Here is a 25,184-nt window from a genome sequence, read left to right on the forward strand (position 1 = left end):
AATTCAGGGGTTAGCGACGGCTTTACCGGCGCGGGCGGATCGCTCACCGCCGCCGCCGTCGAACTGGATCAGCAGAATCAGCAGCGCGATCATCGGCAGATTCTTCGAGAGCGGCCCATACGGATGCAGCCAGAATTCGGGCAAGCGCCAACTGATCAGCGCCGTATAAAGCACGATCAGCACGATCTGCAATGTCCAAAGCCGAGCGCGCGGACCCAGGCGCCGCGGCCAAACCAGCGAGAGCACGCCGAACGCAAGGTCGAGTAACGCCGCGCCGTAGAGCAGCAATGGCGCGAGCGCCGCCGGCGCCCCGACCCGCGCCAGCAGTTCCAGGCTCGACGCACGCGGGTACAGCCACGCCGACACGATCGCCGTCCAGATCCACACCGCCGCGATCGATACGCGCAGCAACGGCAACAGCCACATCAAACGCGCGGGCGTACCAAAGCTTTCGCGCTCGACGGGCATCTCCGACAGCGCGCGCGGCGCCCTTCCGAGCAGCCGCTCGAAACGGTCGGTCGGCGCGACGTTGCCGCGCTCGAGCATCGCGAGCGCGTCGGCGCTCATCAGCGAGCCCGGCAGCAGCGCGCCCAGCCGCGTTGCCAGCCTGACGAGCAGCATCGGCACCGGCATGAACCAGCCACGCGGGCTGCCGGCTACCCGTCGCAAGACGGCCAGGTATTCCTTCAGCGTCATCGGCTCCCGGCCGACGGCCGCGACACGACGCGTCGTCGGCGTCGTCGGCGTCGTCGGCGTCGTCGGCGTCGTCGGTGCGGCTGCGTTGGGCGTGTCGCCGGCCGGCGGGGCTAGCGCGCCTGCCACGACCAGTTCGACGACATCGTCGATATGAACCGGCTGAATGCGCTGCGCGCCCGCTCCGGGCAGCGGCACGACCGGCAGCGTCGCCCACGCGGCGAAAAAGCGCGTGCTGCGGCCCTCGGGTGCGAACACGAGCGACGGCTGCACGATCAACGACGAAACCGGCAGCGCGAGCAGCGCTTCGTCGGCGGCGAGCTTGCTGCGGTGATACGGGCTTTGCGCGAGCGCATCGGCGCCGAGCGCGGAAATCTGCACGATGCGCCGCACGCCCGCGGCGACCGCGGCCTTGAACAGCGTGATCGGCGCCTCGGTGTGCAGGCGCCGGAAGTCGTTGCCGGTCGCGTCGCTAAAAATGCCGACCGCGTTGATCACGACGTCGACGCCCGCGAGCAGCGGCATCAACTTTGCTGCATCGCCGAGGCCCGCGAAGTCCAGATGGACCAGCCGGCAGCCGCGCAAGCGCTGCGCGGCACGGACGGGATCGCGCACGCCGCACACGACGGAGTGGCCCGCCGCCACCAGCGCGTTCGCGACTCGCGCGCCAATCATGCCGGTAGCACCTGCAAGGAAGATGACCATGGGACTCGACATAAGACCGTTAGAAGACATCGTGCTGCCCGGACTCGTTGCCGGCGCGCTTTCGACGCTGGCGCTCGGCGCGTGCGCGCGCCTCATCGGCAAGCGCGCGACCGCGCCTGTCAGCGCCGTAAGCCACTGGGTCTGGCCGCAAGAAGTGAACCAGACCGCCCGCCCGCGCCCGCGCCACCTGGTGACGGGGCTGGCGATTCATCATCTGATGTCGGTGGGATGGGCGGCCGTCAATGCGTACACGCTTGCAGCCGTTCAGGAGTCCGCCGGGTTATGCGGCGACTCGCGCCCAGAACACGGTCGACGCGTCGCGCTCGCGAGCGCGTTGACGGTCGTCGCCGCCTTCAGCGACTACGTGATCGCGCCGAAGCGCTTCACGCCGGGCTTCGAGTTTCATTTGCGGGTGCCGCACATCGCGGCGGTGTACGTCGCATTCGGCGCGGGGCTGGTTGCGCCGTTTGTCGTCGAGGATTTTTGCCGGAGAAGGCGGGTCGCGGCCTTGCCCGCTAACGAGGCGATAACCAGGCAATAACGGCGCGATCGCGCGGCACCGCCCGCGCCATCAAGAAGCGAAAACCGCGCGGCACGCGGCATGCTGACCCAAACGACGAACCACCAACTCACGGAGGCTCAGCATGGCAGATCCCGAATCGAAAACCGGGCACATCGAGCAGCAACCGGTGCCCGGCCACACCGAGAACATTCCAACCGACGGCTCCGACGACCGACGCGATGACCACCGTCAGGAAACCGCGGCACCGACGGCCAGCCCCGACACGAAACCCGGCAACCCGCCTGGCTCACAAAGCGACGCCGACCGCACGCGCTCGCCGGACTGAGCCGATACCGCAACCGACGCACCAATCGACACCGCAATCCACACGACAAGGACTTCCCATGACAAGCGAATCCGCCAGCCCGACGCCGCCGCGCCAGTCGCCGAACGATCCGACGGCCGGCGACCGCCGCCTGTCCGACGAACAGAAGCAGTCGGCGAGGAACGAACCCGCGCCGCCCGAACCGGGCCGCGGCGCCGACCTGCCCGATCCGAACGAAGTCGGCGAGGACGGCTAGGCCGCATCGACAACGCCAGACTACAAGGTACAAGGAGAATCGCGATGGCAAGCAAGCAACCCGCCGCGTCCGCGGCGCTAAAGGCCACTTTCAGGCTGTTCGCGGACGGTGATCGCGTCCTTGCGCAGAACGTCGACGGCAAAGTCATCGACATCGGCGCGCTGGAAACGAAAGGCGATCGCTACATCGTGCGGCTCGACGTCGACCCGCCCGCGCTGGAACCGTCGCATTCGGTCGAAGCAGCGCTGCGTGCGGTCTCTTCGCAATTGAACTTCGACTATCTGGACGGGCTTTTCACGAGCGAAGGACCGGTCGACTTTCACGGCGACCTGTTTGCGTTGCCGCACGTCGAATGGCAGCTCGACGAACCGTTGCCGCGCGAACTCACCGACGGCAAGCCGCCGCATATCTTCTAGTCCGCTTGCAGTACGCGCGGGGTTGGGCCTTCGCGGCGCCAACCCCGGCCGGCCAGTGCTCGCACCGTTGGCGCTATCATTGATGCTTTTCCGCCTTCCAGAGCGCATCGCGCCACTCGCATGGCCTCCCACGACTACCTGAAAAAAACCCTCACCGCGCGCGTCTACGACGTGGCCCGCGAGACCGAGCTCGAACGCGCGCCGCATCTGTCGGCGCGTCTGCGTAATCCCGTGTATCTGAAGCGCGAGGATAACCAGCCGGTGTTCTCGTTCAAGGTGCGCGGCGCGTACAACAAGATGGCGCACATGTCCGCCGACGCGCTCGCGCGCGGCGTAATCACCGCGTCGGCGGGCAATCATGCGCAGGGCGTCGCGCTGTCCGCGGCGCGCATGGGCGTTAAGGCGATCATCGTGGTGCCGGTGACAACGCCGCAGGTGAAGGTCGATGCCGTGCGCGCGCATGGCGGGCCGACGGTCGAAGTCGTGCAGTTCGGCGAGTCGTTCAGCGATGCGTACGGCCACGCGGTGCAGCTACAGAAAGAGCGCGACCTGACCTTCGTGCATCCGTTCGACGATCCATATGTGATCGCCGGCCAAGGCACCGTCGCGATGGAAATTCTGAGCCAGCATCAAGGCCCGATTCACGCGATCTTCGTGCCGATTGGCGGCGGCGGACTCGCGGCGGGAGTCGCGGCGTATGTGAAATCGGTGCGCCCGGAGATCAAGGTGATCGGCGTGCAGACCGACGATTCGTGCGCGATGGCGGCATCACTGAAAGCGGGCGAGCGGGTGACGCTAAACGAGGTCGGTCTGTTTTCCGATGGCACCGCCGTGAAGCTCGTCGGCGAAGAAACCTTCCGGCTGTGCAGCGAATATCTCGACGACGTGCTGCTGGTCAACACCGACGCACTCTGCGCCGCAATCAAGGATGTCTTCCAGGACACACGCAGCGTGCTAGAACCCGCAGGCTCGCTCGCGGTCGCCGGAGCCAAGCAGTATGCGGAGCGCGAAGGCATCGAGAACCAGACGCTGATCGCGATCACGTCCGGCGCGAACATGAACTTCGACCGGATGCGCTTCGTCGCCGAACGCGCCGAAGTCGGCGAGGCGCGCGAAGCGGTGTTCGCCGTGACGATCCCGGAAGAGCGCGGCAGCTTCAAGCGCTTCTGCGAACTGGTCGGCACACGCAGCGTCACGGAGTTCAATTACCGGATCGCGCAGGCCGAATCCGCGCATATCTTCGTGGGCGTCCAGATCAGGAATCGCAGCGAATCGGCGCAGATCGCAAGCGCATTCGAGGCGCACAATTTCGCCACCGTCGATCTGACTTTCGACGAACTCTCGAAGCAGCATATCCGCTATATGGTCGGCGGCCGCTCGCCGCTCGCCCACGACGAACGTCTGTTCCGCTTCGAGTTTCCCGAACGGCCGGGCGCGCTGATGAAATTCCTTTCGTCGATGGCGCCCGACTGGAACATCAGCCTCTTCCACTACCGGAACCAGGGCGCGGACTACAGCTCGATTCTCGTCGGCATTCAGGTGCCTGAAACGGATAACGCGGAGTTCGATCGTTTTCTCGCGACGCTCGGCTATCCGTATTGGGAAGAGACGCAGAATCCGGTTTACCGGCTGTTCCTCGGCTGAACTACTGAAACGAAACCCGCAGATGGCTCTTTCGCTTGTCGACAAACTGGTGGTGGCGATCTCGTCGCGCGCGCTCTTCGACTTCGAGGAAGAGAACCGCGTGTACGAGGAAGGCGACCTTCGCGCCTATGAAGCGTTGCAGCGCGAGCGGCTCAATGTCCCCGCGAAACCCGGCGTCGCGTTCCCGCTGATCCGCAAGCTGCTGGCATTGAACACGAGCGGGCATCGCGTGGAAGTGGTGATCCTGTCGCGCAGCGATCCGATCAGCGGCCTGCGCGCGTTTCATTCCTGCCGCGAACATGGACTCGCGATCGAGCGCGGCGTGTTCACGCGCGGACGCGCGCCGTTCGCTTATCTGAAGCCATTGAACGCGTCGCTCTTTTTGTCCGCGAATCAGGACGACGTGCGCGACGCGCTCGCCGCCGGTTTCCCGGCCGCACGCGTGCTGCCGGAATCGGCGAAAATGGCGAGCAAGTATCCGGACGAAATCCGCATTGCTTTCGACGGCGACGCCGTGCTGTTTTCCGACGAAGCCGAGCGCGTGTTTCAGAAGGACGGTTTGCGCGCGTTCGTCGGCCACGAGACGCACAACAAGGATTTGCCGCTTGCCGACGGGCCGCTGAAGCCCTTGCTCGAAGCGCTTCATCGGCTGCAAAAACTCGCGGATCAAGCCGCGCCGATGCATATTCGTACGGCATTGGTGACGGCGCGTTCGGCGCCCGCGCACGAGCGCGCGATCCGAACCCTGATGGCCTGGAACATCGAAATCGACGAAGCGATGTTCCTCGGCGGCCTCGACAAGAGCGCATTTTTGCGCGAGTTCGAGCCGGACTTTTTCTTCGACGACCAAATTGGCCATTGCGAATCGGCCCGCGTCGTGACGGCGACCGGGCACGTGCTGAGTGGCATCGTGAATGCATCATGACACCCGAACAATCACCGCTGGGTAAGGCCTCCACTTACACCGAACAGTACGACGCCTCGCTGCTCTTTCCGATTGCGCGCAAGAACGCGCGCGAGGCGATCGGCATCCACGCGCAATTGCCGTTCTTCGGCACGGACATCTGGAATGCGTATGAGTTGTCGTGGCTGAATCAGCGCGGCAAACCGCAAATCGCAGTGGCCACGTTTTTCGTGCCGGCGGACTCGCCGAACATCGTCGAGTCGAAGTCGTTCAAGCTTTATCTCGGCTCGTTTGCGCAGACCGCATTCGAGTCAATTGAAGCGGTGCGCGATACGATCAAGCGCGACGTGTCCGCGTCGTGCGGCGCGACGGTCTCTGTCTATCTGACCGGGCCGCATGACTTCGGCAAACTGAAGATGGAAGAGTTCGAAGGCACGTCGCTTGATCGCCTGGATCTCGACACGGACGTGTACACGCCGGACGCTTCCCTGCTGACGGCCGCGCTTCACGAAGCGCCCGTCGAGGAAACGGTGTTCTCGAATCTGCTGAAATCGAATTGCCCGGTGACGGGGCAACCGGATTGGGGCAGCGTGCAGATTCACTACGTCGGCCCGCAAATCGATCATGCAGGCTTACTGCGCTACATCATCTCGTATCGCAATCACACGGGTTTCCACGAGCAGTGCGTCGAGAAGATTTTTATCGACGTGCTGAAGGCGTGTAAGCCGGTGAAGCTCGCGGTTTATGCGCGCTATACACGGCGCGGCGGGCTCGACATCAACCCGTTCCGCACCAACTACAACTTGCCGATGCCGGACAACATGCGTTTGGCGCGGCAATAAAAAAGTACGTGCGCTTATCGCCGCGGACGTTCATTCGACGCTCCGCGGCGAAGCGCTAATAACGTTAAGCCGCCGGCTTCTTATAAGCGACGCAATCCACTTCGACCTTGCAGTCGATCACCATCGACGAAACGACACAGGCGCGCGCCGGCGGATTGTCGCCGAAGTATTCGCGGAACACCTTGTTGAACGACGCGAAGTCGCGCGGGTCGTCGAGCCACACGCCGCAGCGCACGACATGCTCGGCGCCGTAGCCGGCTTCCTTCAGAATCGCGAACACGTTTTGAATCGCCTTATGCGATTGCTCGACGATGCCGCCGTTGATCACCTCGCCGTTTTCCATCGGCGTCTGTCCCGACACGAAGAGCCAACCGTCGGCTTCCACCGCACGTGAGAACGGCATGTGCTGACCGCCCGTTCCCTTACCGCCTTCAACACCATATCGCTTCATCTTTACGCTCCTTGAAAGTTCGGCGCGCGTGGCCGTAGTGCCGCGCGCCGCGATAGATCGTTCAACCCCTCAACCCATTACTCGATAACTCAGAATGCGCCTTCAGCGTCGCCCTTCGACGCCGCGCCGCGCGCAACGAAGTGGCCGGCGCGTTCGCCCGTTACTTCGCCGTTCCGGTATGACAGCGCGCCGTTGACCCACACTGCGTCGATGCCGTCAGCCGCTTGCTGCGGCTTTTCGAAAGTAGCCGCGTCACGCACTTTCGCGGGATCGAACAGCACGAGATCGGCGTGATAGCCGATATGCACCTCGCCGCGTTGCGCCAGGCCGAAGCGTCGCGCGGACAGGCTCGTCATCTTGCGCACCGCTTCCTCGAGCGGCAGCAAACCGGCGTCGCGCGCATAGTGGCCGAGCACGCGCGGAAACGCGCCCCACAAACGCGGATGCGGCAGCGGATCGTTCGGCAAGCCGTCGGAGCCGACCATCGTCGCGGGATGCGAGAGGATGCGCCGCACGTCGTCCTCGGACATGTTGTGATAGACCGCGCCCGCCGGTTGCAGGCGCTTGCCCGCTTCCTGCTGCGTGACGCCCCACTCGGCGGCAATCTCCTTCACGAGCTTGCCGGCCATCTCGGGATGCGGCTCCGACCACGTAATCGTAATGTCGATGTCGCCGGTGACCTGCTTCAGGTCGAGCGTCGACGAACTGCGGTTGTACGGATAGCAATCGCAGCCGATCGGCTGCATGCGCCGCGCGCCTTCGAGCGAGTTCAGCACTTCGACGCTGCGTCCCCAGTTCGACGGACCCGCGCATTTCAGATGCGAAATGATGACCGGCACGCGCGCATGACGGCCGACGCGATAGGCTTCGTCCATTGCGTCGAGAATCGCGTCGAACTCGGTGCGCATGTGCGTGGTGTAAAGCGCGCCCGCGGCGGCGAGCGGTTCGGCGAGCGCCATCACTTCTTCGGTCGGCGCGGCAAACGCGGAACCGTAAGCGAGTCCCGAACTGAGGCCGAGCGCGCCGTTCGCGAGCGCCTCTTCGAGCTGCGCACGCATGCCTTCGATCTCATGCGGCGTGGCCGCGCGATCCAGCCGGTCCATCTGATTGTTGCGCAGCGCCGTGTGCCCGATCAAAGCGCCGACATTCACCGCCGGACGCGCCGCGTTCACCGCCTTCACGTAGTCCGCGAACGTCGGGTACTGGAACGCGTCGCGCTCGCCGAGCAGATTCATCGGATCGGGCGGATCGCCCTTCAGCGCAACCGGCGACGCGCTAATGCCGCAATTGCCGACGATCACCGTCGTCACGCCTTGCGTGATCTTCGGCAGCATTTGCGGCGAGCGGATCACGTGCGTGTCGTCGTGCGTGTGAACGTCGATGAAGCCCGGCGCCAGCGCGCGGCCTTCGGCCTCGATCACGTCTTCGGCAAGCCAGTTCGACAGATTGCCGATCGCGACGATGCGCCCGTCGCGCACGGCCACGTCGCGCTCGACGGGCGGCGCGCCCGTGCCGTCATACAGTTGCGCGCCGACAATCAGCGTATCGGCGGCTTCGGGATGCGAGTGCATGGATCAGTCTCCTAATGGTTGTCGATCGCCGCCGCCACGATGCGTGTCGAGCGCGTGCTTCATGCGGCGCAGCAATTCGCGGCTCTCGTCGCCCTGACTGACGGCCAGTTCGGTGACGAGCACGTCGAGCGCCATCATCATCGCGTAACGCGACGAAGACGGCTTGTAAATGAAGTCGGTCTCGAACGCGACAATCGGGATCAGCCAGTCGGCGAGCTTCGCGAGCGGCGACGCCGGCGCGGTGAGCGCGATCACCGTCGCGCCGTAGCTGCGCGCGATCTTGCAGTTCTCCACCATCTCCGGCACGCGGCCGGTCGTGGAGAGCGCGATCAGCACCGTGTCGCGCGAGACCGTGCTCGCGACCATGCGCTGCAACAGACCGTCCTGATACGTGGCGACGGGCCGACCGAGGCGCACGAGCCGGAAACGCATTTCGTCCGCGAGCGCGGTCGAGCCGCCGCCCATGCCGAACACGTAGATCATGCGCGCGGCGCGCAGCGCGGCAGCCGCTTCGGCCAACGGCGCCTGCCGCAGCAATCGATGGTTGTGCGCAAGCGCCGTCTGCAATTCGTCGAACACGCGCGTCGCGATGTGCTCGGGCGCGCCAGCAGGCGTGCCCGCCTGCAAGAACCGCTGGCCGACCGCCGCAGCCTGCGCGAGCCTCAGCTTCAACTCGCGGACGTCGCGGCAGCCCACCGCTTTCGCAAACCGCGTGACCGTCGCCACGCTCACTTCTGCCTGCTCGGCGAGCGCACCGATGCTGGCGCGCGAGGCGCCCGTCAGATCGTCGAGAATCAGCGCGGCCACCTTGCGCTCGGCCGAACGCAACTCGGGCGCGCATTCGGCAATGCGCGCGACGATGTCGAAGGTCAGCGGTTCGGCGGCGGAGTTCATCGCGGCTCGTGAAAGGGCGTGGTACTAAATAACATTTCTCCGTCCATCGTACTTTCGGTAACATGATAAAGTCAACTTGGATGCAATTTAACCGGACGATGGAGCAGGAGACATGAAAGTTACAAACTATCAGGGCGCAACGATTGATCCTTATAGCAAGGGCTTGGGCATGGTTCCGGGCGCGAGCATCCAGCTCACGGACACCGGGCGTCTCGAGTGGAATCTGCTGAACGAAGACGTGAGCCTGCCGGCCGCCGTGCTGTACGCGGACCGCGTCGAGCACAACCTGAAATGGATGCAGGCATTCGTCGCCGAATACGGCGTCAAGCTCGCGCCGCACGGCAAGACGACGATGGCGCCGCAACTGTTCCGCCGTCAATTGGAAACCGGCGCGTGGGGCATCACGCTCGCCACCGCGCATCAGGTGCGCGCGGCTTATCACGGCGGCGTGTCGCGCGTGTTGATGGCCAACCAGCTCGTCGGGCGCCGCAACATGATGATGGTCGCCGAGTTGCTGAGCGACCCGGACTTTGAGTTCTTTTGCCTCGTCGATTCAGTGGAAGGCGTCGAGCAATTGGGACGCTTTTTCACGTCGGTGAAGAAGCCGTTGCAAGTGCTGCTCGAACTTGGCGTGCCTGGCGGGCGCACCGGCGTGCGCGACGAAGCGCAGCGCAATGCGGTGCTCGAAGCGATCGGCCGCTATCCGGGCGTGCTGAAGCTCGCGGGCGTCGAGTTGTACGAAGGCGTGCTGAAGGAAGAACACGAGGTGCGCGAGTTTCTGCAAAGCGCCGTTGCGGTTACGCGCGCGCTCGTCGACGGCGGGCGTTTCGAGCGTACGCCGGCGATTCTGTCCGGCGCGGGCTCGGCATGGTACGACGTGGTCGCGGAGGAATTCTCGAAGGCGTCGCAGACGGGCAAGGTCGAGGTCGTGCTGCGCCCCGGCTGTTATCTGACGCACGACGTCGGCATTTATCGCAAGGCGCAGACGGACATCTTCGCGCGCAATCCGGTCGCTAAAAAGATGGGCGAAGGCTTGCTGCCTGCGTTGCAATTGTGGGCTTACGTGCAGTCGATTCCCGAGCCCGACCGCGCGATCATCGGTCTTGGCAAGCGCGACTCGGCATTCGACGCAGGCTTGCCGGAGCCGGCGCGCCATTACAGGCCGGGCAGTGAGGCGCCGCGCGACATCGCCGCGAGCGAAGGCTGGGAGATTTTCGGCTTGATGGATCAGCACGCGTATATGCGGATTCCAGCAGGCGCCGATCTGAAGGTGGGCGACATGATCGCGTTCGACATCTCGCACCCGTGTCTGACGTTCGACAAATGGCGCCAGGTGCTGGTCGTCGATCCGGCTTATCGCGTGACGGAAGTGATCGAAACGTTCTTCTGATTTTTTGCGTTTGAGGGCGCGCGCGGCGTGGAGTGGATGCACTGAGGCGCCGCGGCGCTTCAGCGCTCCGCTCGCGACGCTTCGGCGGCAAGCTCGACAGGCGTTTGTGCAACATTCGCCGCCGACACGACTTCGCCGATTCTCGCCTCCAGCATCTTCAACGCGCCGGACAACGCGCTCAGCGCGTCGTCCGGCAGCGCGGCCATCGTGTCGTGCAAAAACGCGTTGCGGCGCGGCAGGCTGGCTTCGGTTGCAGACAGGCCCGCTTCGGTCAGGCGCACATTGGTCACGCGGTTGTCGCGCGAGTCCATGCTGCGCGCAATCCAGCCGAGTCCTTCGAGCGCTTTCAACTGGCGCGTCAATGCGCCGGGATCGACGCGCAATTGCTCCACAAGCCGCTTCTGCGACGACTCGCCCCCCTGCTGATGCAGCGCGAGCATGATGCGCCAGCGCGGCAACGGGTGGCCGACTTGCGCCTCGAACGCCGACATGAACGCCCGGTATGTGCGGCCGAATTGCTGCATGACGGCTACGCGGTCCTGTTCTTCCATGATGGTTCTATCAAGCTGCAATCGAAAAATCAGTCCGCGTGGACCACCGGCTCGAGCTTGCGCTGGAGCTTGATCGGCGGAACGCGGCGGCTTTGCCATACCGACACGACGGCGACGACAGCCGCCATCGCGAGACCAAAGTGAATCGCCGAGACGAGCGTTTCGCGCGCGGTCTCGAGAAGCATCGCGCCATTATGGCCGGCTTGCGCCAACTCGCCGAGCAGGGTTGTTTGCGCCTCGTGATTGATGAGGATCTGCGGATCGCCCAGGTCGCTGAACCATTGCGACGCGCGATCGCTTTCGAGCGTACTGCGCACGCCGCTCGCGTACATATGGCTGATGAGCGTTCCGGTCAGCGCGGTGCCGATCATGCCGCCGATCATCCGCAGCGATTGCAGCAGCGCGGTTGCAATGCCGAGATGCTCGCGGCCGGCCGTCTGCTGCGCGAAGATGGTGAGGTTCGGCATAACGAAGCCGAGGCCAAGGCCGCCGAGCACCATGAACGACATGAGCAGCCAATGCGGCATCGACCGCGTGGCGACCACCACGCCGAAGCACGCGAGCGCGATCAGCGCGAAGCCGATGTACAGCATCAGATTCGGATTGCGCACGCGCGAAACCACGCGTCCGTTCGCGATGCTGCCGATCGTGATGAAAACGACGAGCGGCGTGATAACGACGCCCGCTTCCTTCGGCGACATGCCGAAGCCGCCCTGGAACAACAGCGGCGCGTAGAAAAGCAGCGAGAACATCGTGAAGCCGCCGAGCACCGCGAGCGTGAACAGCGCGGCGAGACTCGGGTTGCGGAACATATCGACGGGAAGGATCGCCGTCGGGCAGCGCTTCTCCCATTGCCACAGCGCATACGCCGAAGCGGCGCTCAGCACGAGCAGCGCACACGCGCTGAGCGTGAGCCCATGCTTCGGCAGCAATTCGACGAACAACTGCAGCGAGCCGAGCGCCACCGCGATCAGCGCGGCGCCGGGCCAATCGAGCCGCATCTTGCCTTCATGCTCGACGTGCCGCAGATGCGGCAGAAAGCGCCAGACGAAAAAGAGCGATAGCAGGCCGACCGGCAGATTCACGTAGAAAACCGAGCGCCAGCCGTAGTACTGAGTGAGGAAGCCGCCCAGCGACGGCCCGACCGCATTGGCGATGCCGAACGCCGAGCTCATCAGCACCTGCCAGCGCAGGCGCACGACCGAGTCCGGAAACAGGTCGGGAATGCAGGCGAACGCGGTGCCGACCAGCATGCCGCCGCCGATGCCTTGCAGGCCGCGCGCGAGCACGAGAAACAGCATGTTGTTCGCCATGCCGCACAGCACCGACGCGGCCGTGAACACGATGATCGACGCGATCACGAACGGCTTGCGTCCGTAATAGTCGCCGAGGCGCCCGAAGATCGGCACGGTGATCACCGAGGTCAGCAGATAGGACGTGGCCACCCACGCGTACAGCTCGAAGCCCTTGAGCTCGGCGACGATGGTAGGCAGCGCGGTGCCGACGACCGTCTGGTCCAGCGCGACCAGCATGGTGACGAAGGAAATGCCGAGCATCGCCAAAAGCGATTCCCGGAACGGCAAGACTTGCCCACTCGAATGGTGGGCGGCGGTGTGGACAGCCATTTTTGATAGAGCAACAGTTGACGCGTCAAACGATTAGGGAATCATACCACGCATGTTTGCTCTAAGCAGGACGTCGACGGCGGGCATGGGCGCGTTCGTCGACGGAAAAAAGCACATCACATCACGCCAGGGAGGCGCATGGAGCCAGGTTCGCTCGCAGGACAATCATTGTCGGAAGAAGATCTAAGCGCGCTGCGGCGCGCGAAACACGAACTGGAAAGCCCCGCGCTGGCGATGAAGCTGGCGAGCATCGTCGGCGCGCCGTTGGAGAAGCTGCTTTCGCGCATGCCCGCGTTCGCCAACGAGAAGGTCACGGACGCCACCGAACTGGCTTTGCGCAAGTGTCTGTCCATTGCGCTGCGCACGCTGGGCCGGCGCGACGGCGCGTCGTCGCTGCTCGCGCCCGAGAAGCCGAGCAATCTGCTGCACAAGTTCGCGGTGGCCACGACCGGCGCGGCCGGCGGCGCATTTGGCCTCTTTGCACTGCCCGTCGAATTGCCGGTCACGACCACGCTGATGTTCCGCTCGATTTGCGACATTGCGCGCAGCGAGGGCGAGGATCTGACCTCGATCGACACGCAGCTCCAATGTCTGACGGTGTTGGGCATGGGCGGCACATCCACGGCTGACGACGACGCCGACTTCGGCTACTTCATCATGCGCGGCGCGCTGGCACAGGCGGTGTCGAAGGCGTCGTCAGAAATCGCGACAAAGGGATTCACCACGCACGGCTCGGCCGCCTTGCTGCGCCTCGTCAATACGATCGCCGCGCGCTTCTCCGTGCAGGTGAGCGAACAGATCGCCGCGAAGTCCATTCCGGCGATCGGCGCGGTGCTCGGCGCAATGGTCAACACGGTTTTCATCGACCACTTCCAGCAGGTCGCGCACGGCCACTTCACCGTGCGTCGGCTCGAACGGCAATACGGCGAGCCGACGGTGAAAGCCGCGTATCAGACTATCGACGTCACGCTCGGCGCCTGAGCGGCATCGGCGGCGTGGCGTGTCGCGCGCGTCACGAAGGCGGCTGCGCGATCGAGCGCGCGGTTCGCCTCGGGCACGAATGGCGCGAAGAGCGGCCACACGTGCGGCATCTTTTTCCACACCTCGAGTTCGCAATCGACACCCGCCGCGCGCGCATTCGCGGCGACGCGCCGCGGGTCGTCGAGCAGGACTTCGGTGCTGCCCGCCATCGTGAAAAGCGGCGGCAAGCCGCGCAGGTCCGCGTAGAGCGGTGACGCATACGGATGCGTGGCGGGCATCTCGCCGAGATAGATCTTGGCCGCCCGCGAGATTGCCGGGCCGCTGAACATCGGGTCCGCGCCGTCGTTATCGACGATGCTCGCGCCGGTTGCCGCGAGATCCGTCCACGGCGAGAACAGCAGTGCGCCGGCGGGCAGCGGATCGCCCGCGTCGCGCAGCGCGACCAGCGCCGCGAGCGCGAGGCCGCCGCCGGCCGAATCGCCTGCAATCACGATCGACTCCGGCGCTGTGCCGTCGGCGATCAATTGACGGTAGGCGGCGGTCGCATCGTCGAGTGCGGCCGGGAAGCGGTGCTCCGGCGCGAGGCGGTAATCGAGCGAAAAGACCCGTGCATTCGCACGCGTGGCGAGACCGAACACGATCGAGCGATGCGTCCGCGGCGAGCAGAAGTAATAGCCGCCGCCGTGGCAGTAGAGCACTGTGGCTTGCGCGCCGGCTGCGGGTTGGTCCGCTGCGGGCTCGATCCATTCGCCGCGCAGCGGTTTGCCGTCCGCGCCATCGAGTTCACGCAGACGCCAGCCGCGCGGCACGTCGGGCGACCACACGCGCTTCGCCGTCAACGCGCGCGCCTTGTGGACGTCGATATGCGGTTTCAGGGTTTGAGGGCGAAATTGCCTGCGCAAAAACCAGCACGCGAGTGCGCTTTGCCAGCTCATCGGGACACGCTCCTTCGGAAATGTCCCGCCATGGTACGTGCGTTGTCCGCTGCGTCGGTGGATGGGGGCTTCTAATCGTGAAGGCGCATCCGCCGATCCGACCGTGCTACGCAGTACCGCGCGCTAGTTGGCAGGCAGCACTTGCCCGCGAATTTCACCCATCGGGTTCTGCGCGGTGTGAATGTTGAAGTACCACTGGCCGGCCATCAGGTCGGTCACCTGCTGTTCGCTGAGGGCCGCCGAGCCTTTCATCGGACTTGCTACCGCGCTTTTGTCGATGGGAACCTGCACTTTCGCGTTCTGCCCAACCGGCGCGGGACCGTGGAAATGCGCGGCCGTGACGGGGCCGCTGAGCCCTTCATAGGTGACGGTCCATTGGAGAGATTTCGTCGACGTGTCGAAGGTTGCGTTCAGCGCGCCGTGACCGTGACTCACACGCGGTGGCACTTCGCTGGAAGGTTCGAGGTCTGCCTTCAGCGCAACGGTGTCCGCAAACGCGGCGCCCGCCATTGCCGCCCACAAAGCCATCGCGATATTGAGTTTTTTTAGCGTATTCATGGTCTTCTCCGACGAAATGCACCGCGCCGGCGCCACGGCCGCGCGAAGCCATCACATACTAGTGCAAATCGCCGGAGGGCGTCGATGGTGGGAGTGGACGCAGCAAATGAGCGGCTCGACGCTTGTTGCGATTTTCCCGAACAGTTATTTGCAGATTATGGAATGAATCATCCGGGCGATCCCTGGTATGCTTTGACCTCGCGAGAAGTGACTCCTTCATCGAGGGATGTCTCCAAATCTTTAACGCGGCTTCGGCCGCGTTTTTTTTCGTCTAAGCGTTCAGGCGAGCAGCGCGGCTTGCTGCTCGATGCCGTCCAGCATTGCATTGCACTTGTCGATGAGCGCAAGTCCTTCGCGGCGCGCCCGCTTCGGCTCGCTGATGACGCTGTGGCGATATTCGTCGAGCGCGCTGATGAGCGGCGGGTATTGCAGCACGCTAGCCGCGCCCATCACCCGATGAAGCCACTCGCGCACGAGAACCATATCGACGTTCTCGAGCAACGGCGTGAGCGACCGAACGTCTTCGCGCACGGAAGAAACGAACGAATCGAGCAAAGCCTTGACCGTCGATTCGCTGCCCCACAATTGCGTCATGTGACCGAGATCGACCGGGACGAACGGCTCGGCGGCGGTTGCTGAGGCCCCGGCAAGATCCGTGGCGTCAGCGGTTTCGGCCGGAGCCGCCTGCCACGCGCTGTCAATGCCGAACCAGCGGCTCAGATATTCACGGAGCGTGGCGAGGCGTGTCGGCTTGATGAGGCTCTCGTCCATGCCCGCCTCGCGGCACAGGTTGAGGTCTTCGGGCGCCGTGTTCGCGGTGACGCCCAGAATCGGCAGACGATGCGAAACGCCATGCTCCTGCTCTCTTTCCCGAATGCGCTGCGTCAATTCATAACCGGACACGTTCGGCATATGACAGTCGGTGATCAGGCATCCATAACTGGTGTGTTCGAGCGCGGTTAGCGCTTCCGCGCCGTCGTTCGCGACGTCGCACGCAAAACCAAGCAGCGCCAGTTGATGGCGAATCAACTCCTGATTCACCGGATGATCTTCAGCGACGAGAATCAGGCGGCCGCTCGCCATAGCCCGCTCGCGGTCCGGCGGCGCGGTGATGCCTTCGCGCGCTGCCGACGCACCAGCCGACGGCGTCGGCGCGGACTGAAGTCCCGTCATGACCGCCGCGCACGCCGCACCGAGCCCGCGCCATGATATGGGGTTGATGCTCAGGCGCACGTTGGCGTCTTCGAGAATGCGGTAGCCCGTGGGCTTGGCCTTCTCCGTCAGCGAGATCACGCGCAGCTTGTGCGTGACGTTGGCGGGCAGCGTCAGGTCCTCGCTCACGAACAATAAGTCGACGTCGCGTAGCGTCGCGCTGCAACGCAAATCCTCGGCGTCTGCCGGAATGTGGTACAGGTCGAGCCCCAGCGCTTGCCCGAAGTGGACGAGCGCCTGGCCGACTCGCGCGTCGTTGGTCGCGACGAGACAGCGCTTGCCGCGCAAGCCGCTCACCGAATAGCGCTGCGTCTCGACCGGCATGCTGAGCCGCACGGTCATGCGGGTGCCGCGGCCGGGTTCGCTGTCTAGCGCCAGCGAGCCGTCCATCAGTTGGATCAGCTTGCGGCAAATCGTCAAGCCGAGGCCGGTTCCGCCGAAGCGGCGCGTAGTGGACGACTCGGCCTGTACAAACGGCTCGAACAGTTTCGCCTGCAGTTCCGCCGGGATGCCGATACCGGTATCTTCGACGATGACTTCGATTGTCTGAAGCTCGCCAGTCTGCGCAACCGCCGCCACGCGCACGTCCACGTGACCTTCGGGCGTGAACTTGATTGCGTTGCCGAGCAGATTGAAAAGCACCTGCCGCAGTCTCACGCTGTCGCCTCGCAGCGTGGCCGCGACGTCAGATGCAATGTTCACCCGGACTTTCAGGCCCTTCTCGTGCGCGCGGCCGGCGAGCAGCCCCACGGCGTTGTCGACCATTTCACGCAGATCGATGGGCTCCGCTTCGATCGTCAGGCGGCCGGCCTCGATCTTCGAGTAATCGAGCAGATCGTCGAGGATTTGCAGCAGCGCGCCCGCCGACTCGTGAATCATGCCCAGCATTTCGCCCTGGTCGGAGTTGAGCGGCGTGCGCTCCAGCACCTCCACGAGCCCGAGCACGCCATTCATCGGCGTGCGGATTTCGTGGCTCATCATCGCGAAGAAGTCGTCTTTGGCGCGCGAAGCGGCTTCCGCCAGGTCGCGCGCCCGGGCGAGTTCCTCGGCACGCGCGTGTTCGATGCTCGCGTCCACCCAGTAGCCGCTCCATACGACGCCCCCGTCCGCTTCGCGGCGCGGCACCAGTTCGGCGCGCGTCCATTTGAACTCGTGTTCGCGTCCAAGACGAAACTCGACGAGCACCGGCGTTTCAAGACGCGCCGAACGTTCGAGTTCCGCAAGCACCACTGGCCGGTCTTCGTCGCAAATGCGCGCGAAGTCGGCATGTTCGAGGCATGTCTGCCTTATTCCGCTTTCGCCAAGCAGAAGTTTTGGCGCACCGCCGATGTAGGGAAACGAATAGGCGCCGTCCGCCGCGCGGCGCAATTGGAACACCACCGCTGGCAACGAACGGGTGACATCGAATAGCCGCCGCTCGGTGTCGCGCGCGCGCATTTCGGCACGCCGGATGTCGGTGATGTCGACCATGGTGCCGAGCGAACAGACCGGCTGACCGTCATTGCCGCGGCAGATGCTGGTCCAGAACAGGCCGTGCCGCAAATCGCCGGGGCCGCGCTCGAACTGAAGCTCGACCTGGGCCATGTCGCCGCCTTGCAGCAGGTCGAGCCTCATTTTCTCCAGCACATCGCTGTTGGCTTCGCCCCACGTCTGAACGTCCATCGTGGTGCGTCCGAGAACTGCCTCGCGGCCTCGCCCGCATGCCGCTTCGTACGCACCGTTGACGGCGATGTAGCGACCTTGCAGATCCTGCGCGACGAGCGGATAGGGAACCATCTTCATCATGGTTTCCTGGAAGTTCAGTTGCAACGCGAGCTCCTGCTCGGTTTGCTTGCGGCGCCTGACTTCGCGCTGAAGGAGCAGATAAGCGCGCAACGTGACCAGCAACGCGACACCGATGCCGATCAGCACAGGCAAGAGGCGCACGGCAGTCACGCTCCACGTACCCGTTGCCGGTGCGTTGCCGGTCACCCATTTCTGCCGGATGCGCTGCCTCTCGGCAGGCGGCATGGCCAGCAATGCACGGTCGATCAGCCCGGCGAGCGGACTCAGGTCCGGGCGCACGGCGAAATCGAGGGCGTCCGACTCGCCGACCGTGCCCAGAATCTTTAGCACGCCCGAGTATTGCCGCTTGAGCACCGTGTCCACGGCAGCCACATTTTCCACGACGACGTCCGCTTCGCCAGAAGCGACCATGCGCAACGCTTCGTCGAGGCTTGGCGCGATGGCCAGGTGGTCCTTCGGGATGCGTTGGAACGCGAGCAGACCCGCCCCCGCGACATGCGACGACACCACGACGCGCCGCGCGGCAAAATCGCCGAGCGAACGTGCGGCGGGCTCGTCGTCGCGACCGACCATCACGAGCGGATAGCTTTCGTATGCACGGGTGTGCCGCGCCTTCTGGAGGCGCGGATCGTTGCTTGAGCCCGTGGTGAGAATGGCCAGTTCGCCGCGCTGGAATGCGTCGATCGTGCTCGGCCAGTCGGGCTGCCGCGCGCGGTTGAATACCACGCCGAGCGTGCGGCTCAGGTAGGCGAGATAGTCGGCGGTAATGCCGGCCGGATGCCCGGATGCGTCGATATAGCTGAACGGCGGCCAACTGCTGTCGAAGCCGACTTGCAACGGCGGCAGCGACCGCAGCCAGGCCTGCTCCTGCTGCGTCAGTTCCAGGCGAGACGTGGCGGATTCGGGTTTCGCGTCGAAATTGCCCGAGAGCCAGTGAACGCGAATCGCCGTATCGTCGGCCTGACTCATGGATGCCAACGCACGATTGAGCCGGTCGCGCAATGCAACCTGGTTGCGCGGCACACCGAACCGCAGTTCCGCGCTCCGGCTGGTTTCCCCGAACGCGACACGCAGATTGCGGAACTCGTCGGTGGCGAGTGCATATTGGATGGCCGGCGTGAAGCCCATGTAGACATCTGCATCGCCGCTAGCAACCGCGGCGAGCGCCGCGTGCGTCGACGTAAAAGCGCTGATCTGGGCGCGCGGAAAGCGTTCGCGCAAAGAGCGCTCGAGCGCAAAGCCTTTCTCGATCGCGATGGACGCTGCCGCGACGCGCGCGGGGCCTTCGTACAGTTCACCGTCCCTGCGGACCACCGCCGATGTCGACGCGCGAAAATACGGCGCCGTGAAACTGAGGCATCGCTCGCGCTCGGGAGTGCGGGCGACGCTCATCAATAGATCAACTTCCCCCGCGCAGGCTGCGGCGAGCAGTTGCGGCATGTCGGGAAACGCCTTGGCCTCGATCACGACGTTCGGCCCGACCAGCGCACGCAGATAGTCGACGCTCAATCCGGTCAGCCGGCCGTCCTGCAGCGCGTCGAACGGCAACCAGTTGTCCGCGAGCACGCCGACGGTAATTTTCTGCGGAAAAGCTTCAACCGTCCGCACCGAAGCGGAATCCCCAAACGACTCCGCGACCGCTGCCGATTGCGCAGCGGCAAAGAGAGCCAGTCCCACGAGACATAGGCAGACGCGCCGGAATACGCGCGCTATCGCGGCCCTTTCGAAGCCCATCGCGGTGAATTTCAGAGACACGGCGCGACTCAAGCGGCTTCGCTCTGCCGATCGGCAAGCGCAGCGGCAGACTGCTCGGATCTGCCGGACAGGACCGAGAACACAAAGCCCGCCACGACCCCGCCCGACATGGGCGCCGCCCAGAAGAGCCACAACTGGTCGAGCGCCCAGTCGCCGACGAAAAGCGCCTGCGCCGTGGAGCACGCCGGGTTCACCGAGCCGTTAGTAACCGGGATCGACACCAGATAGATGAGCGCCAGACATCCGCCGAGGACCACGGGCCCGGCCACCTCCGCCTTGTATCGCGTGGCCACGAAGAGGCTCACCATGACGAACGCGAACGACAGCACGAATTCGATCGCGAGCGCGGAGTGCAGTTTGTAGTCCGAAGGAGAATGGTCGCCAAAACCATTGGCCGCGAATTCGCTCGCGCCCATTTCAAAGCCGGGGCGGCCGTTCGCCACATAGACGAGGAGCGCAGCGGCCGCGACTGCGCCGAGAATCTGCGCGGCGATGTAGGGCAGCAAGTCTTTGACGGGGAACCGTTGCGCGGCCGTGAAACCGACCGTGACTGCGGGATTGAAATGCGCGCCCGACGTCCCGCCGAACCAGTAGCTGGCCGTGGCGAGCGCGAGGCCGAACGCGAGTGAGACCTCGAGTACGCCGTACCCCTGCTGAACGGCGCCGGTGTTCAACACAATACTGCCGCAGCCGACGAAAACAAGCCATGCAGTACCTACGCCCTCGACCAACAACCGCTTACCTAGCACGGCCATGCCGCCCTCCTGTCGCGATGCAAGGCGGAAGGCGCCGCGAAATTTCTGCAGCACACCCGCCTCAAGTTCCCGGCTTTGAGCGGTCTAGCCTCGAGAAATAACTGCTTCTATGAGGCTAACGTCAGCAAAGGCCGAAGCTAATTCGCAACTATGTAGCGGCGAGGCGCGTCTACCAATCAGAAGAGTCCTAATTTCAGGACCGCGAGATGTCGGTATAGGGGCATGGCGTCAGCAGGTCGCCTAGACCAGTCCGATTTGCCGCGCGTACTCGATGAGGTCGGATTCAGTCTCGAGACCCAGCTTGCGCATGGCGGTGCGCTTCTGAGTGCTAATGGTTTTTCCGCTGCGCTCGAGACGCTTCGCGATTTCGTGCACAGCGAGACCTTGCGTATAGAGCTGAAATACTTCCCATTCGCGCGCGCTGAGAACGCTGGCACGTAGTTGCGGAGGCGTCTCGCTGATCTCCAATACATTGCGCACTCGATCCGACAGATAGACGCCGCCCGACATTGCTGCACGGATCGCGTCGATCAACGCTGCTGTCGTGTCGCGCTTGTCCACTATTGCGCTGACGCCGAGGTGTAACAGCCCTGACAGCATATGCGCGTGGCAAATCATGGTGAGGACGACGACAGGCGGATGCGCGCGCCCTCGCAACACGCGGCGCAGGAACGACACGGCGTTGCTCCCGCCGTCCAGTCCGGGCATGCCGATGTCGGATATAACGACGTCGCACTCGCAGATGTCGAGCAATTCGGCGAGTCCCTGCGTGTCGGCCGCCTGCCCGACGATCTCGATTTTCGATGTGGCCTGCAGCAACCGCGTCACGCCGACGCGAACACAGTCGTGGTCGTCCGCCACGATAACGCGGATTTTGTCTGTCATTGTTTTCTTGACTTATCGACTGGCTGCCCAATACGAGATGTACTTCCCCAGGCAACGCCAATCCATTTTTTGTTCGCCGCGCCGGCCCGGCGCGACGTTCACTTGTAGCTATCGGTGCGCTAACGGCCTTCGGTGTGCGTCTCCGACACCACGCCATGCTCGACCGCGAACCGGAACAGTTCCGCGTCGCTATTTAACGAAAGCTTGCGCATGGCCGTACATTTCTGAGCGCTGATCGTCTTGACGCTGCGCCCGAGCCGGCCCGCAATTTCGGTGACGCCGAGCCCCGACGCGTACTGAGTGAATACTTCCAGCTCGCGCCGCGACAACACCGAGCGCACGAAGTCGAGCCGCTGCATCGCCGCTGCCTTGGTAATGAGCGTGCGCACCGCCGGTCCCAGATAGCATTCGCCCGCGAGCGCCGTGACGATTGCCACGTGGATCAGATCGATACGGTCGCGCTTGCTGATAAGCGCGTCCACGCCGAGCGAGATCACGCTTTGCAGCGCTGCGGCCTCGGTCTCCATGGTGAGCACGATGAGCGCGACGTCAGGATAGCGCCTCCTGAACTGCCGCACGGCCTCGACTCCGCTGCCGTCTGCGCCGCCTGGCATGTACAGATCCATGAGCACGAGGTCACAGCCTGTGCGGTCGACCTCGGCAAAGAGCTCGGTCGCGTCGGCCGCGCGGCCGACGACCTCCATGCTCGGGTAGCCGCCTATCAGATTTTCGATCGCCAGCAGGACGAGCGGATGATCGTCCGCGATGATCGCCCGGACCGGTGTGCTTATTGCAGCGGTGTCGCCCATCGTCTACCTCTTCTCCATGTTCTGACTCCCGTCACCGTGTCCCGCGCAACCGGTCCCGCTTGATCATCAAGCATTACGATGGCCTTAAACATAAGATCGGTCCGAAACAACTTCAAAAACCGGATCGATTAATTGCTTAGCTATGCGATCCAATCTTAAGAATTTCGCTGGACCTGATGCACGAGAATAAACCAGGATCGTTAGTAACGCCAAGTTTTGTCATTGCTTCACGCTTTCGCCGAATAACAGTGCGGCGATGACATCCGAGAGCAGCGGCAATTTCCGCAATTGAGTGGCCTTCCACGAACATCCTGACGACCGTCGTCTGCATTCCCGACAGCGGAAGCGCCATCTTCCGATCGCAACCCGTCTCCGGTCTTGCGAGAAGTCTCGCAATCGAACTTCCGATATATCGCGCGCCGCTTGCAGGTTCGTCGATCGCGCGCCACAGTTCGCGCGTCGACTCGCTCTTGCTTAGCAAGCTAACAGCGCCGTCCGCTGCAAGCGCGTGGAGAAGCGCAGGGTTGGTTGTCGTCGACATGACGACGATGCGCAGGCCCGGCCACTCGGCCTGGATATGGCGGATGAGGTGCAATTCGTCTTCGATGAGGCCGGCGGGATCGGGCATCGACAGATCCGTAACCAGCACGTCGCACGGCGTGCGCCGCAGCAGTTCGATCAATGTCGTGGGACTGCCAGCCTGCCCGACGATCGCGACGCCGGCACGCGTCTCAAGCATGCTTCTGACACCAAGCAGAACGAACGGATGATCGTCGGCAAGAACAATTCGAATGTTCACTAGGATTTTCTCGCGCTGAATGTAGGAATAGTTATCAGATACGCAGAACAGATTAAGACGCTCCACGCGTGTCCCGCCGCGGACACATTTGAATGTGAGCGCGCGGCACGACCATAAAATCACCACCCCGCGCAAAACTAAAATCGGAGCGCTCCTAATCCTGTAGTGAATCGAACCGCCAAAGGCTTAAATACCCAAAGTGAATAATTCGCGAAGGTCTACGCGGGGGAGATTGGCGCGCAAACCAGGCGCCATTAACACCGTCTTGCACACCGGCTTGTGCGGCGTCCAGATAAACGTCGCGCGAAATGGAAATACGCTGTGTGAAAATTCTTAACCCACGTCAACAGGTTTGCGTCACGCGCGCCGAATCCATGCGCGCAGCGCGCGGGAAAACCGGCAGCGCGAGCAACGCGCTCACACTCGCGACCGCCCACACCATCGGCCACGATCCGAGCGAGAGCAGCGGCGGAATCGCAAGCGGCGTCAGAAAAAACGTGAGGAAAACGCAGGTATTGCCGATCGCGAGCGCAGTACCTGCGCGGTTCGTGCCGGCGAGCGTCGCGAGCTCGGTGAACGCGACGCCGTGCCATGCGGACGCGCTCACGCCGCCGAGCACGATCATTGACGCGAGGATCATCGTGACCGGCGTGAGCGCGACGTGCTGCATGCCGGCGACGCCGGTCGCGAGGGCAAGCGCGGCGAACAGTACGGCCGTGAGCAGACTGCAGCCGCGCATGTAGGCGCGCCGATTGCCGTGCCGATCCGTCCACCTGCCGCTGCAGACGCGCGCGATCGCCGCGCCGGCCTGCACCGCCGCCATCGCCACGCTGATCGTCAGCACGTCGGCGTGACCGAAGTCATGCAGAAACACGGTTCCGAACGTGACGACGGCAAGCTGCGGCACGCAAAGCGCGCCCGCTCCGAGCGCGACGCGCCAGATGCCGATTTCGCGCAGCGGCGAGGGGGTTTTGGCTTGGCTGGTGTTGGCGACGTTGGCCTTGGCGAGGTTGACCTTGGCGCCGTTGGTGTTGGCATGCACGGCACGTCCGCCGCCCGCCGCATCGGCTGCTCGTACGGCGCTTTCGCCACGCACCGCACGCGCACCTTGCGCGGCACCGTCAGCACGTACGATACCCACCGCGTCTACGGCACGCTGACCATTCGCATCGCCCGCAGCCTCTGCCGCATCCTCTGTCCTCGCACGATGCGCCGCGCCTCCATACGCCGCGCCCGCATCGCCGTCCACAACATGCGCCGGTTCATGCAGCCATCGCCATGCGAACCCCGCCGTTATCGCGCAACCCAGCGCCAGCACCGCATAAACGCTCACGAAGCCGAACCTCGACGCCAGCGCCGGCAACAGCAGCGCGCCAAGTCCACCGCCCGCCGGCACCGCCGTTTGACGAATGCTCATGGCCAGTCCGCGCTCGCCTTCACGAAACCACGCCATCACCGCGCGGCCGCTCGATCCGTTGACGCTGCCGCCGAGCAGGCCGACCAGCAGCAAGCCGACCGCCAGCGTCGTGACGTGAGGCACATGCGAGCCGAACGGCGCCGCGAAGAGCGCAAGGCCGGCGAGCGCCGCCGCAGTGGACAACAGTCCCAGCAACAGCACGCGACGGTCGCCCCAGCGGTCCGTCAAGAGCCCCCACGGCAGTTCGCTGACCGCGATGCCCAAACCGAGCATGCCAAGGACGAGGCCGAGTCCCTCGTTGCCGAGGTGATAACCCGAGCGCAAATAAACAGCCGTCGTAGGAATGCCCGAGAAAGCCGCCGAAAAGCTCGCGTTCGCCGCGAAACCGACGCCCAGCACCTTCCATTTATGGCTCGCCGCACGTCCGCCGATGACCAAGCCGCTTGCCGATAATCCGTTTGCCATGATTCCTCCGCGATGATTTCGGAGGTATGCTACGGCGACGGCTTCCATCGGAAAAGCCG

23 protein-coding genes are annotated in these 25,184 nt (G+C 64.1%); 9 read left to right on the forward strand and 14 right to left on the reverse strand.

Going from position 1 to position 25,184, the window contains the following annotated elements; genetic code table 11:
* Window positions 1-3: 3 nt before the first annotated feature.
* Window positions 4-1,398, reverse strand: coding sequence for an SDR family oxidoreductase (locus AB6809_RS31570; RefSeq protein WP_051154065.1), 1,395 nt, complete (start codon window positions 1,396-1,398; stop codon window positions 4-6).
* Here AB6809_RS31570 and AB6809_RS31575 point away from each other — a divergent pair.
* The 7 genes from AB6809_RS31575 to queF all read left to right on the forward strand — a co-directional run bounded on the left by AB6809_RS31575 (window position 1,397) and on the right by queF (window position 6,287).
* Window positions 1,397-1,939, forward strand: coding sequence for a hypothetical protein (locus tag AB6809_RS31575; protein WP_029970492.1), 543 nt, complete (start codon window positions 1,397-1,399; stop codon window positions 1,937-1,939). The two genes, AB6809_RS31570 and AB6809_RS31575, sit on opposite strands and share 2 nt — an antisense overlap.
* A gap of 103 nt (window positions 1,940-2,042) precedes the next feature.
* The gene (locus AB6809_RS31580; RefSeq protein WP_029970493.1) at window positions 2,043-2,246 is read left to right on the forward strand and encodes a hypothetical protein; all 204 of its coding nucleotides are present in this window, start codon (window positions 2,043-2,045) and stop codon (window positions 2,244-2,246) included.
* Between the two features lie 58 nt (window positions 2,247-2,304).
* Window positions 2,305-2,481 carry a hypothetical protein gene (locus AB6809_RS31585; RefSeq protein WP_006047980.1) on the forward strand — a complete coding sequence of 59 codons (177 nt, stop codon included), beginning with the start codon at window positions 2,305-2,307 and terminating at the stop codon, window positions 2,479-2,481.
* 44 nt (window positions 2,482-2,525) lie between these two features.
* The gene (locus AB6809_RS31590; protein WP_006047981.1) at window positions 2,526-2,897 is read left to right on the forward strand and encodes a hypothetical protein; all 372 of its coding nucleotides are present in this window, start codon (window positions 2,526-2,528) and stop codon (window positions 2,895-2,897) included.
* Between the two features lie 78 nt (window positions 2,898-2,975).
* Window positions 2,976-4,541, forward strand: coding sequence for a threonine ammonia-lyase, biosynthetic (ilvA, locus tag AB6809_RS31595; RefSeq protein ID WP_269745233.1), 1,566 nt, complete (start codon window positions 2,976-2,978; stop codon window positions 4,539-4,541).
* 22 nt (window positions 4,542-4,563) lie between these two features.
* Window positions 4,564-5,466, forward strand: a complete 903-nt coding sequence (locus AB6809_RS31600) for a 5'-nucleotidase (protein ID WP_006047983.1) — start codon at window positions 4,564-4,566, stop codon at window positions 5,464-5,466.
* Window positions 5,463-6,287, forward strand: coding sequence for an NADPH-dependent 7-cyano-7-deazaguanine reductase QueF (queF, locus tag AB6809_RS31605; protein WP_006047984.1), 825 nt, complete (start codon window positions 5,463-5,465; stop codon window positions 6,285-6,287). The genes AB6809_RS31600 and queF overlap by 4 nt, the downstream gene beginning before the upstream one ends.
* 64 nt (window positions 6,288-6,351) lie before the next feature.
* Here the strand turns inward: queF and AB6809_RS31610 are convergent, their stop codons facing one another.
* The 3 genes from AB6809_RS31610 to AB6809_RS31620 all read right to left on the reverse strand — a co-directional run bounded on the left by AB6809_RS31610 (window position 6,352) and on the right by AB6809_RS31620 (window position 9,203).
* Window positions 6,352-6,738, reverse strand: a complete 387-nt coding sequence (locus AB6809_RS31610) for a RidA family protein (RefSeq protein ID WP_006047985.1) — start codon at window positions 6,736-6,738, stop codon at window positions 6,352-6,354.
* 89 nt (window positions 6,739-6,827) lie between these two features.
* On the reverse strand, window positions 6,828-8,309 hold the full coding sequence (locus AB6809_RS31615; protein WP_029970494.1) for an amidohydrolase family protein: 1,482 nt from the start codon (window positions 8,307-8,309) through the stop codon (window positions 6,828-6,830).
* Between the two features lie 3 nt (window positions 8,310-8,312).
* Entirely contained in the window at window positions 8,313-9,203 is an 891-nt protein-coding gene (locus AB6809_RS31620; protein WP_029970495.1) for a MurR/RpiR family transcriptional regulator, read from the reverse strand.
* A gap of 112 nt (window positions 9,204-9,315) precedes the next feature.
* On the opposite strand from AB6809_RS31620, the gene AB6809_RS31625 reads away from it, so the two are divergent.
* On the forward strand, window positions 9,316-10,593 hold the full coding sequence (locus AB6809_RS31625) for an amino acid deaminase (RefSeq protein ID WP_006047988.1): 1,278 nt from the start codon (window positions 9,316-9,318) through the stop codon (window positions 10,591-10,593).
* A 59-nt stretch (window positions 10,594-10,652) separates the two neighbouring features.
* On the opposite strand, the gene AB6809_RS31630 is transcribed toward AB6809_RS31625, so the two are convergent.
* Entirely contained in the window at window positions 10,653-11,144 is a 492-nt protein-coding gene (locus tag AB6809_RS31630; protein ID WP_006047989.1) for a MarR family winged helix-turn-helix transcriptional regulator, read from the reverse strand.
* A gap of 29 nt (window positions 11,145-11,173) precedes the next feature.
* Window positions 11,174-12,769, reverse strand: coding sequence for an MDR family MFS transporter (locus tag AB6809_RS31635; RefSeq protein ID WP_310029913.1), 1,596 nt, complete (start codon window positions 12,767-12,769; stop codon window positions 11,174-11,176).
* 138 nt (window positions 12,770-12,907) lie between these two features.
* Between AB6809_RS31635 and AB6809_RS31640 the strand changes: the two genes are divergently transcribed.
* Window positions 12,908-13,750, forward strand: a complete 843-nt coding sequence (locus AB6809_RS31640; RefSeq protein WP_006047991.1) for an EcsC family protein — start codon at window positions 12,908-12,910, stop codon at window positions 13,748-13,750.
* Here AB6809_RS31640 and AB6809_RS31645 read toward each other — a convergent pair.
* The 8 genes from AB6809_RS31645 to AB6809_RS31680 form a co-directional block, all read right to left on the reverse strand.
* The gene (locus tag AB6809_RS31645; protein ID WP_371028020.1) at window positions 13,720-14,685 is read right to left on the reverse strand and encodes an alpha/beta hydrolase; all 966 of its coding nucleotides are present in this window, start codon (window positions 14,683-14,685) and stop codon (window positions 13,720-13,722) included. The genes AB6809_RS31640 and AB6809_RS31645 overlap by 31 nt on opposite strands.
* A gap of 123 nt (window positions 14,686-14,808) precedes the next feature.
* Window positions 14,809-15,243 carry a CHRD domain-containing protein gene (locus tag AB6809_RS31650; protein ID WP_006047993.1) on the reverse strand — a complete coding sequence of 145 codons (435 nt, stop codon included), beginning with the start codon at window positions 15,241-15,243 and terminating at the stop codon, window positions 14,809-14,811.
* Between the two features lie 279 nt (window positions 15,244-15,522).
* Complete coding sequence (locus AB6809_RS31655; protein WP_371028023.1) at window positions 15,523-19,974, reverse strand: ATP-binding protein; 4,452 nt, start codon at window positions 19,972-19,974, stop codon at window positions 15,523-15,525.
* A 29-nt stretch (window positions 19,975-20,003) separates the two neighbouring features.
* Complete coding sequence (aqpZ, locus tag AB6809_RS31660) at window positions 20,004-20,750, reverse strand: aquaporin Z (protein WP_029970498.1); 747 nt, start codon at window positions 20,748-20,750, stop codon at window positions 20,004-20,006.
* A 240-nt stretch (window positions 20,751-20,990) separates the two neighbouring features.
* Complete coding sequence (locus tag AB6809_RS31665) at window positions 20,991-21,635, reverse strand: response regulator transcription factor (RefSeq protein WP_006047996.1); 645 nt, start codon at window positions 21,633-21,635, stop codon at window positions 20,991-20,993.
* Window positions 21,636-21,754: 119 nt separating this feature from the next.
* Window positions 21,755-22,444 carry a response regulator transcription factor gene (locus AB6809_RS31670; RefSeq protein WP_006047997.1) on the reverse strand — a complete coding sequence of 230 codons (690 nt, stop codon included), beginning with the start codon at window positions 22,442-22,444 and terminating at the stop codon, window positions 21,755-21,757.
* A gap of 136 nt (window positions 22,445-22,580) precedes the next feature.
* On the reverse strand, window positions 22,581-23,309 hold the full coding sequence (locus AB6809_RS31675) for a response regulator transcription factor (RefSeq protein ID WP_081653053.1): 729 nt from the start codon (window positions 23,307-23,309) through the stop codon (window positions 22,581-22,583).
* A gap of 277 nt (window positions 23,310-23,586) precedes the next feature.
* The gene (locus tag AB6809_RS31680; protein WP_029970500.1) at window positions 23,587-25,125 is read right to left on the reverse strand and encodes an MFS transporter; all 1,539 of its coding nucleotides are present in this window, start codon (window positions 25,123-25,125) and stop codon (window positions 23,587-23,589) included.
* Window positions 25,126-25,184: the final 59 nt, after the last annotated feature.

The sequence above is a fragment of the Paraburkholderia sp. RCC_158 genome, assembly GCF_041355255.1.
In the GTDB taxonomy this organism is placed as follows: domain Bacteria; phylum Pseudomonadota; class Gammaproteobacteria; order Burkholderiales; family Burkholderiaceae; genus Paraburkholderia; species Paraburkholderia graminis.

What these genes read in the sequence shown, in the direction of transcription:
- AB6809_RS31575 (WP_029970492.1), top strand. Translation starts at nt 1,397, where the DNA reads ATGGGACTCGACATAAGACCGTTAGAAGACATCGTGCTGCCCGGACTC.
- AB6809_RS31570 (WP_051154065.1), bottom strand. Translation starts at nt 1,398, where the DNA reads ATGGTCATCTTCCTTGCAGGTGCTACCGGCATGATTGGCGCGCGAGTC.
- AB6809_RS31580 (WP_029970493.1), top strand. Translation starts at nt 2,043, where the DNA reads ATGGCAGATCCCGAATCGAAAACCGGGCACATCGAGCAGCAACCGGTG.
- AB6809_RS31585 (WP_006047980.1), top strand. Translation starts at nt 2,305, where the DNA reads ATGACAAGCGAATCCGCCAGCCCGACGCCGCCGCGCCAGTCGCCGAAC.
- AB6809_RS31590 (WP_006047981.1), top strand. Translation starts at nt 2,526, where the DNA reads ATGGCAAGCAAGCAACCCGCCGCGTCCGCGGCGCTAAAGGCCACTTTC.
- AB6809_RS31600 (WP_006047983.1), top strand. Translation starts at nt 4,564, where the DNA reads ATGGCTCTTTCGCTTGTCGACAAACTGGTGGTGGCGATCTCGTCGCGC.
- queF (WP_006047984.1), top strand. Translation starts at nt 5,463, where the DNA reads ATGACACCCGAACAATCACCGCTGGGTAAGGCCTCCACTTACACCGAA.
- AB6809_RS31610 (WP_006047985.1), bottom strand. Translation starts at nt 6,738, where the DNA reads ATGAAGCGATATGGTGTTGAAGGCGGTAAGGGAACGGGCGGTCAGCAC.
- AB6809_RS31615 (WP_029970494.1), bottom strand. Translation starts at nt 8,309, where the DNA reads ATGCACTCGCATCCCGAAGCCGCCGATACGCTGATTGTCGGCGCGCAA.
- AB6809_RS31620 (WP_029970495.1), bottom strand. Translation starts at nt 9,203, where the DNA reads ATGAACTCCGCCGCCGAACCGCTGACCTTCGACATCGTCGCGCGCATT.
- AB6809_RS31625 (WP_006047988.1), top strand. Translation starts at nt 9,316, where the DNA reads ATGAAAGTTACAAACTATCAGGGCGCAACGATTGATCCTTATAGCAAG.
- AB6809_RS31630 (WP_006047989.1), bottom strand. Translation starts at nt 11,144, where the DNA reads ATGGAAGAACAGGACCGCGTAGCCGTCATGCAGCAATTCGGCCGCACA.
- AB6809_RS31635 (WP_310029913.1), bottom strand. Translation starts at nt 12,769, where the DNA reads ATGGCTGTCCACACCGCCGCCCACCATTCGAGTGGGCAAGTCTTGCCG.
- AB6809_RS31640 (WP_006047991.1), top strand. Translation starts at nt 12,908, where the DNA reads ATGGAGCCAGGTTCGCTCGCAGGACAATCATTGTCGGAAGAAGATCTA.
- AB6809_RS31645 (WP_371028020.1), bottom strand. Translation starts at nt 14,685, where the DNA reads ATGAGCTGGCAAAGCGCACTCGCGTGCTGGTTTTTGCGCAGGCAATTT.
- AB6809_RS31650 (WP_006047993.1), bottom strand. Translation starts at nt 15,243, where the DNA reads ATGAATACGCTAAAAAAACTCAATATCGCGATGGCTTTGTGGGCGGCA.
- AB6809_RS31655 (WP_371028023.1), bottom strand. Translation starts at nt 19,974, where the DNA reads ATGGGCTTCGAAAGGGCCGCGATAGCGCGCGTATTCCGGCGCGTCTGC.
- aqpZ (WP_029970498.1), bottom strand. Translation starts at nt 20,750, where the DNA reads ATGGCCGTGCTAGGTAAGCGGTTGTTGGTCGAGGGCGTAGGTACTGCA.
- AB6809_RS31665 (WP_006047996.1), bottom strand. Translation starts at nt 21,635, where the DNA reads ATGACAGACAAAATCCGCGTTATCGTGGCGGACGACCACGACTGTGTT.
- AB6809_RS31670 (WP_006047997.1), bottom strand. Translation starts at nt 22,444, where the DNA reads ATGGGCGACACCGCTGCAATAAGCACACCGGTCCGGGCGATCATCGCG.
- AB6809_RS31680 (WP_029970500.1), bottom strand. Translation starts at nt 25,125, where the DNA reads ATGGCAAACGGATTATCGGCAAGCGGCTTGGTCATCGGCGGACGTGCG.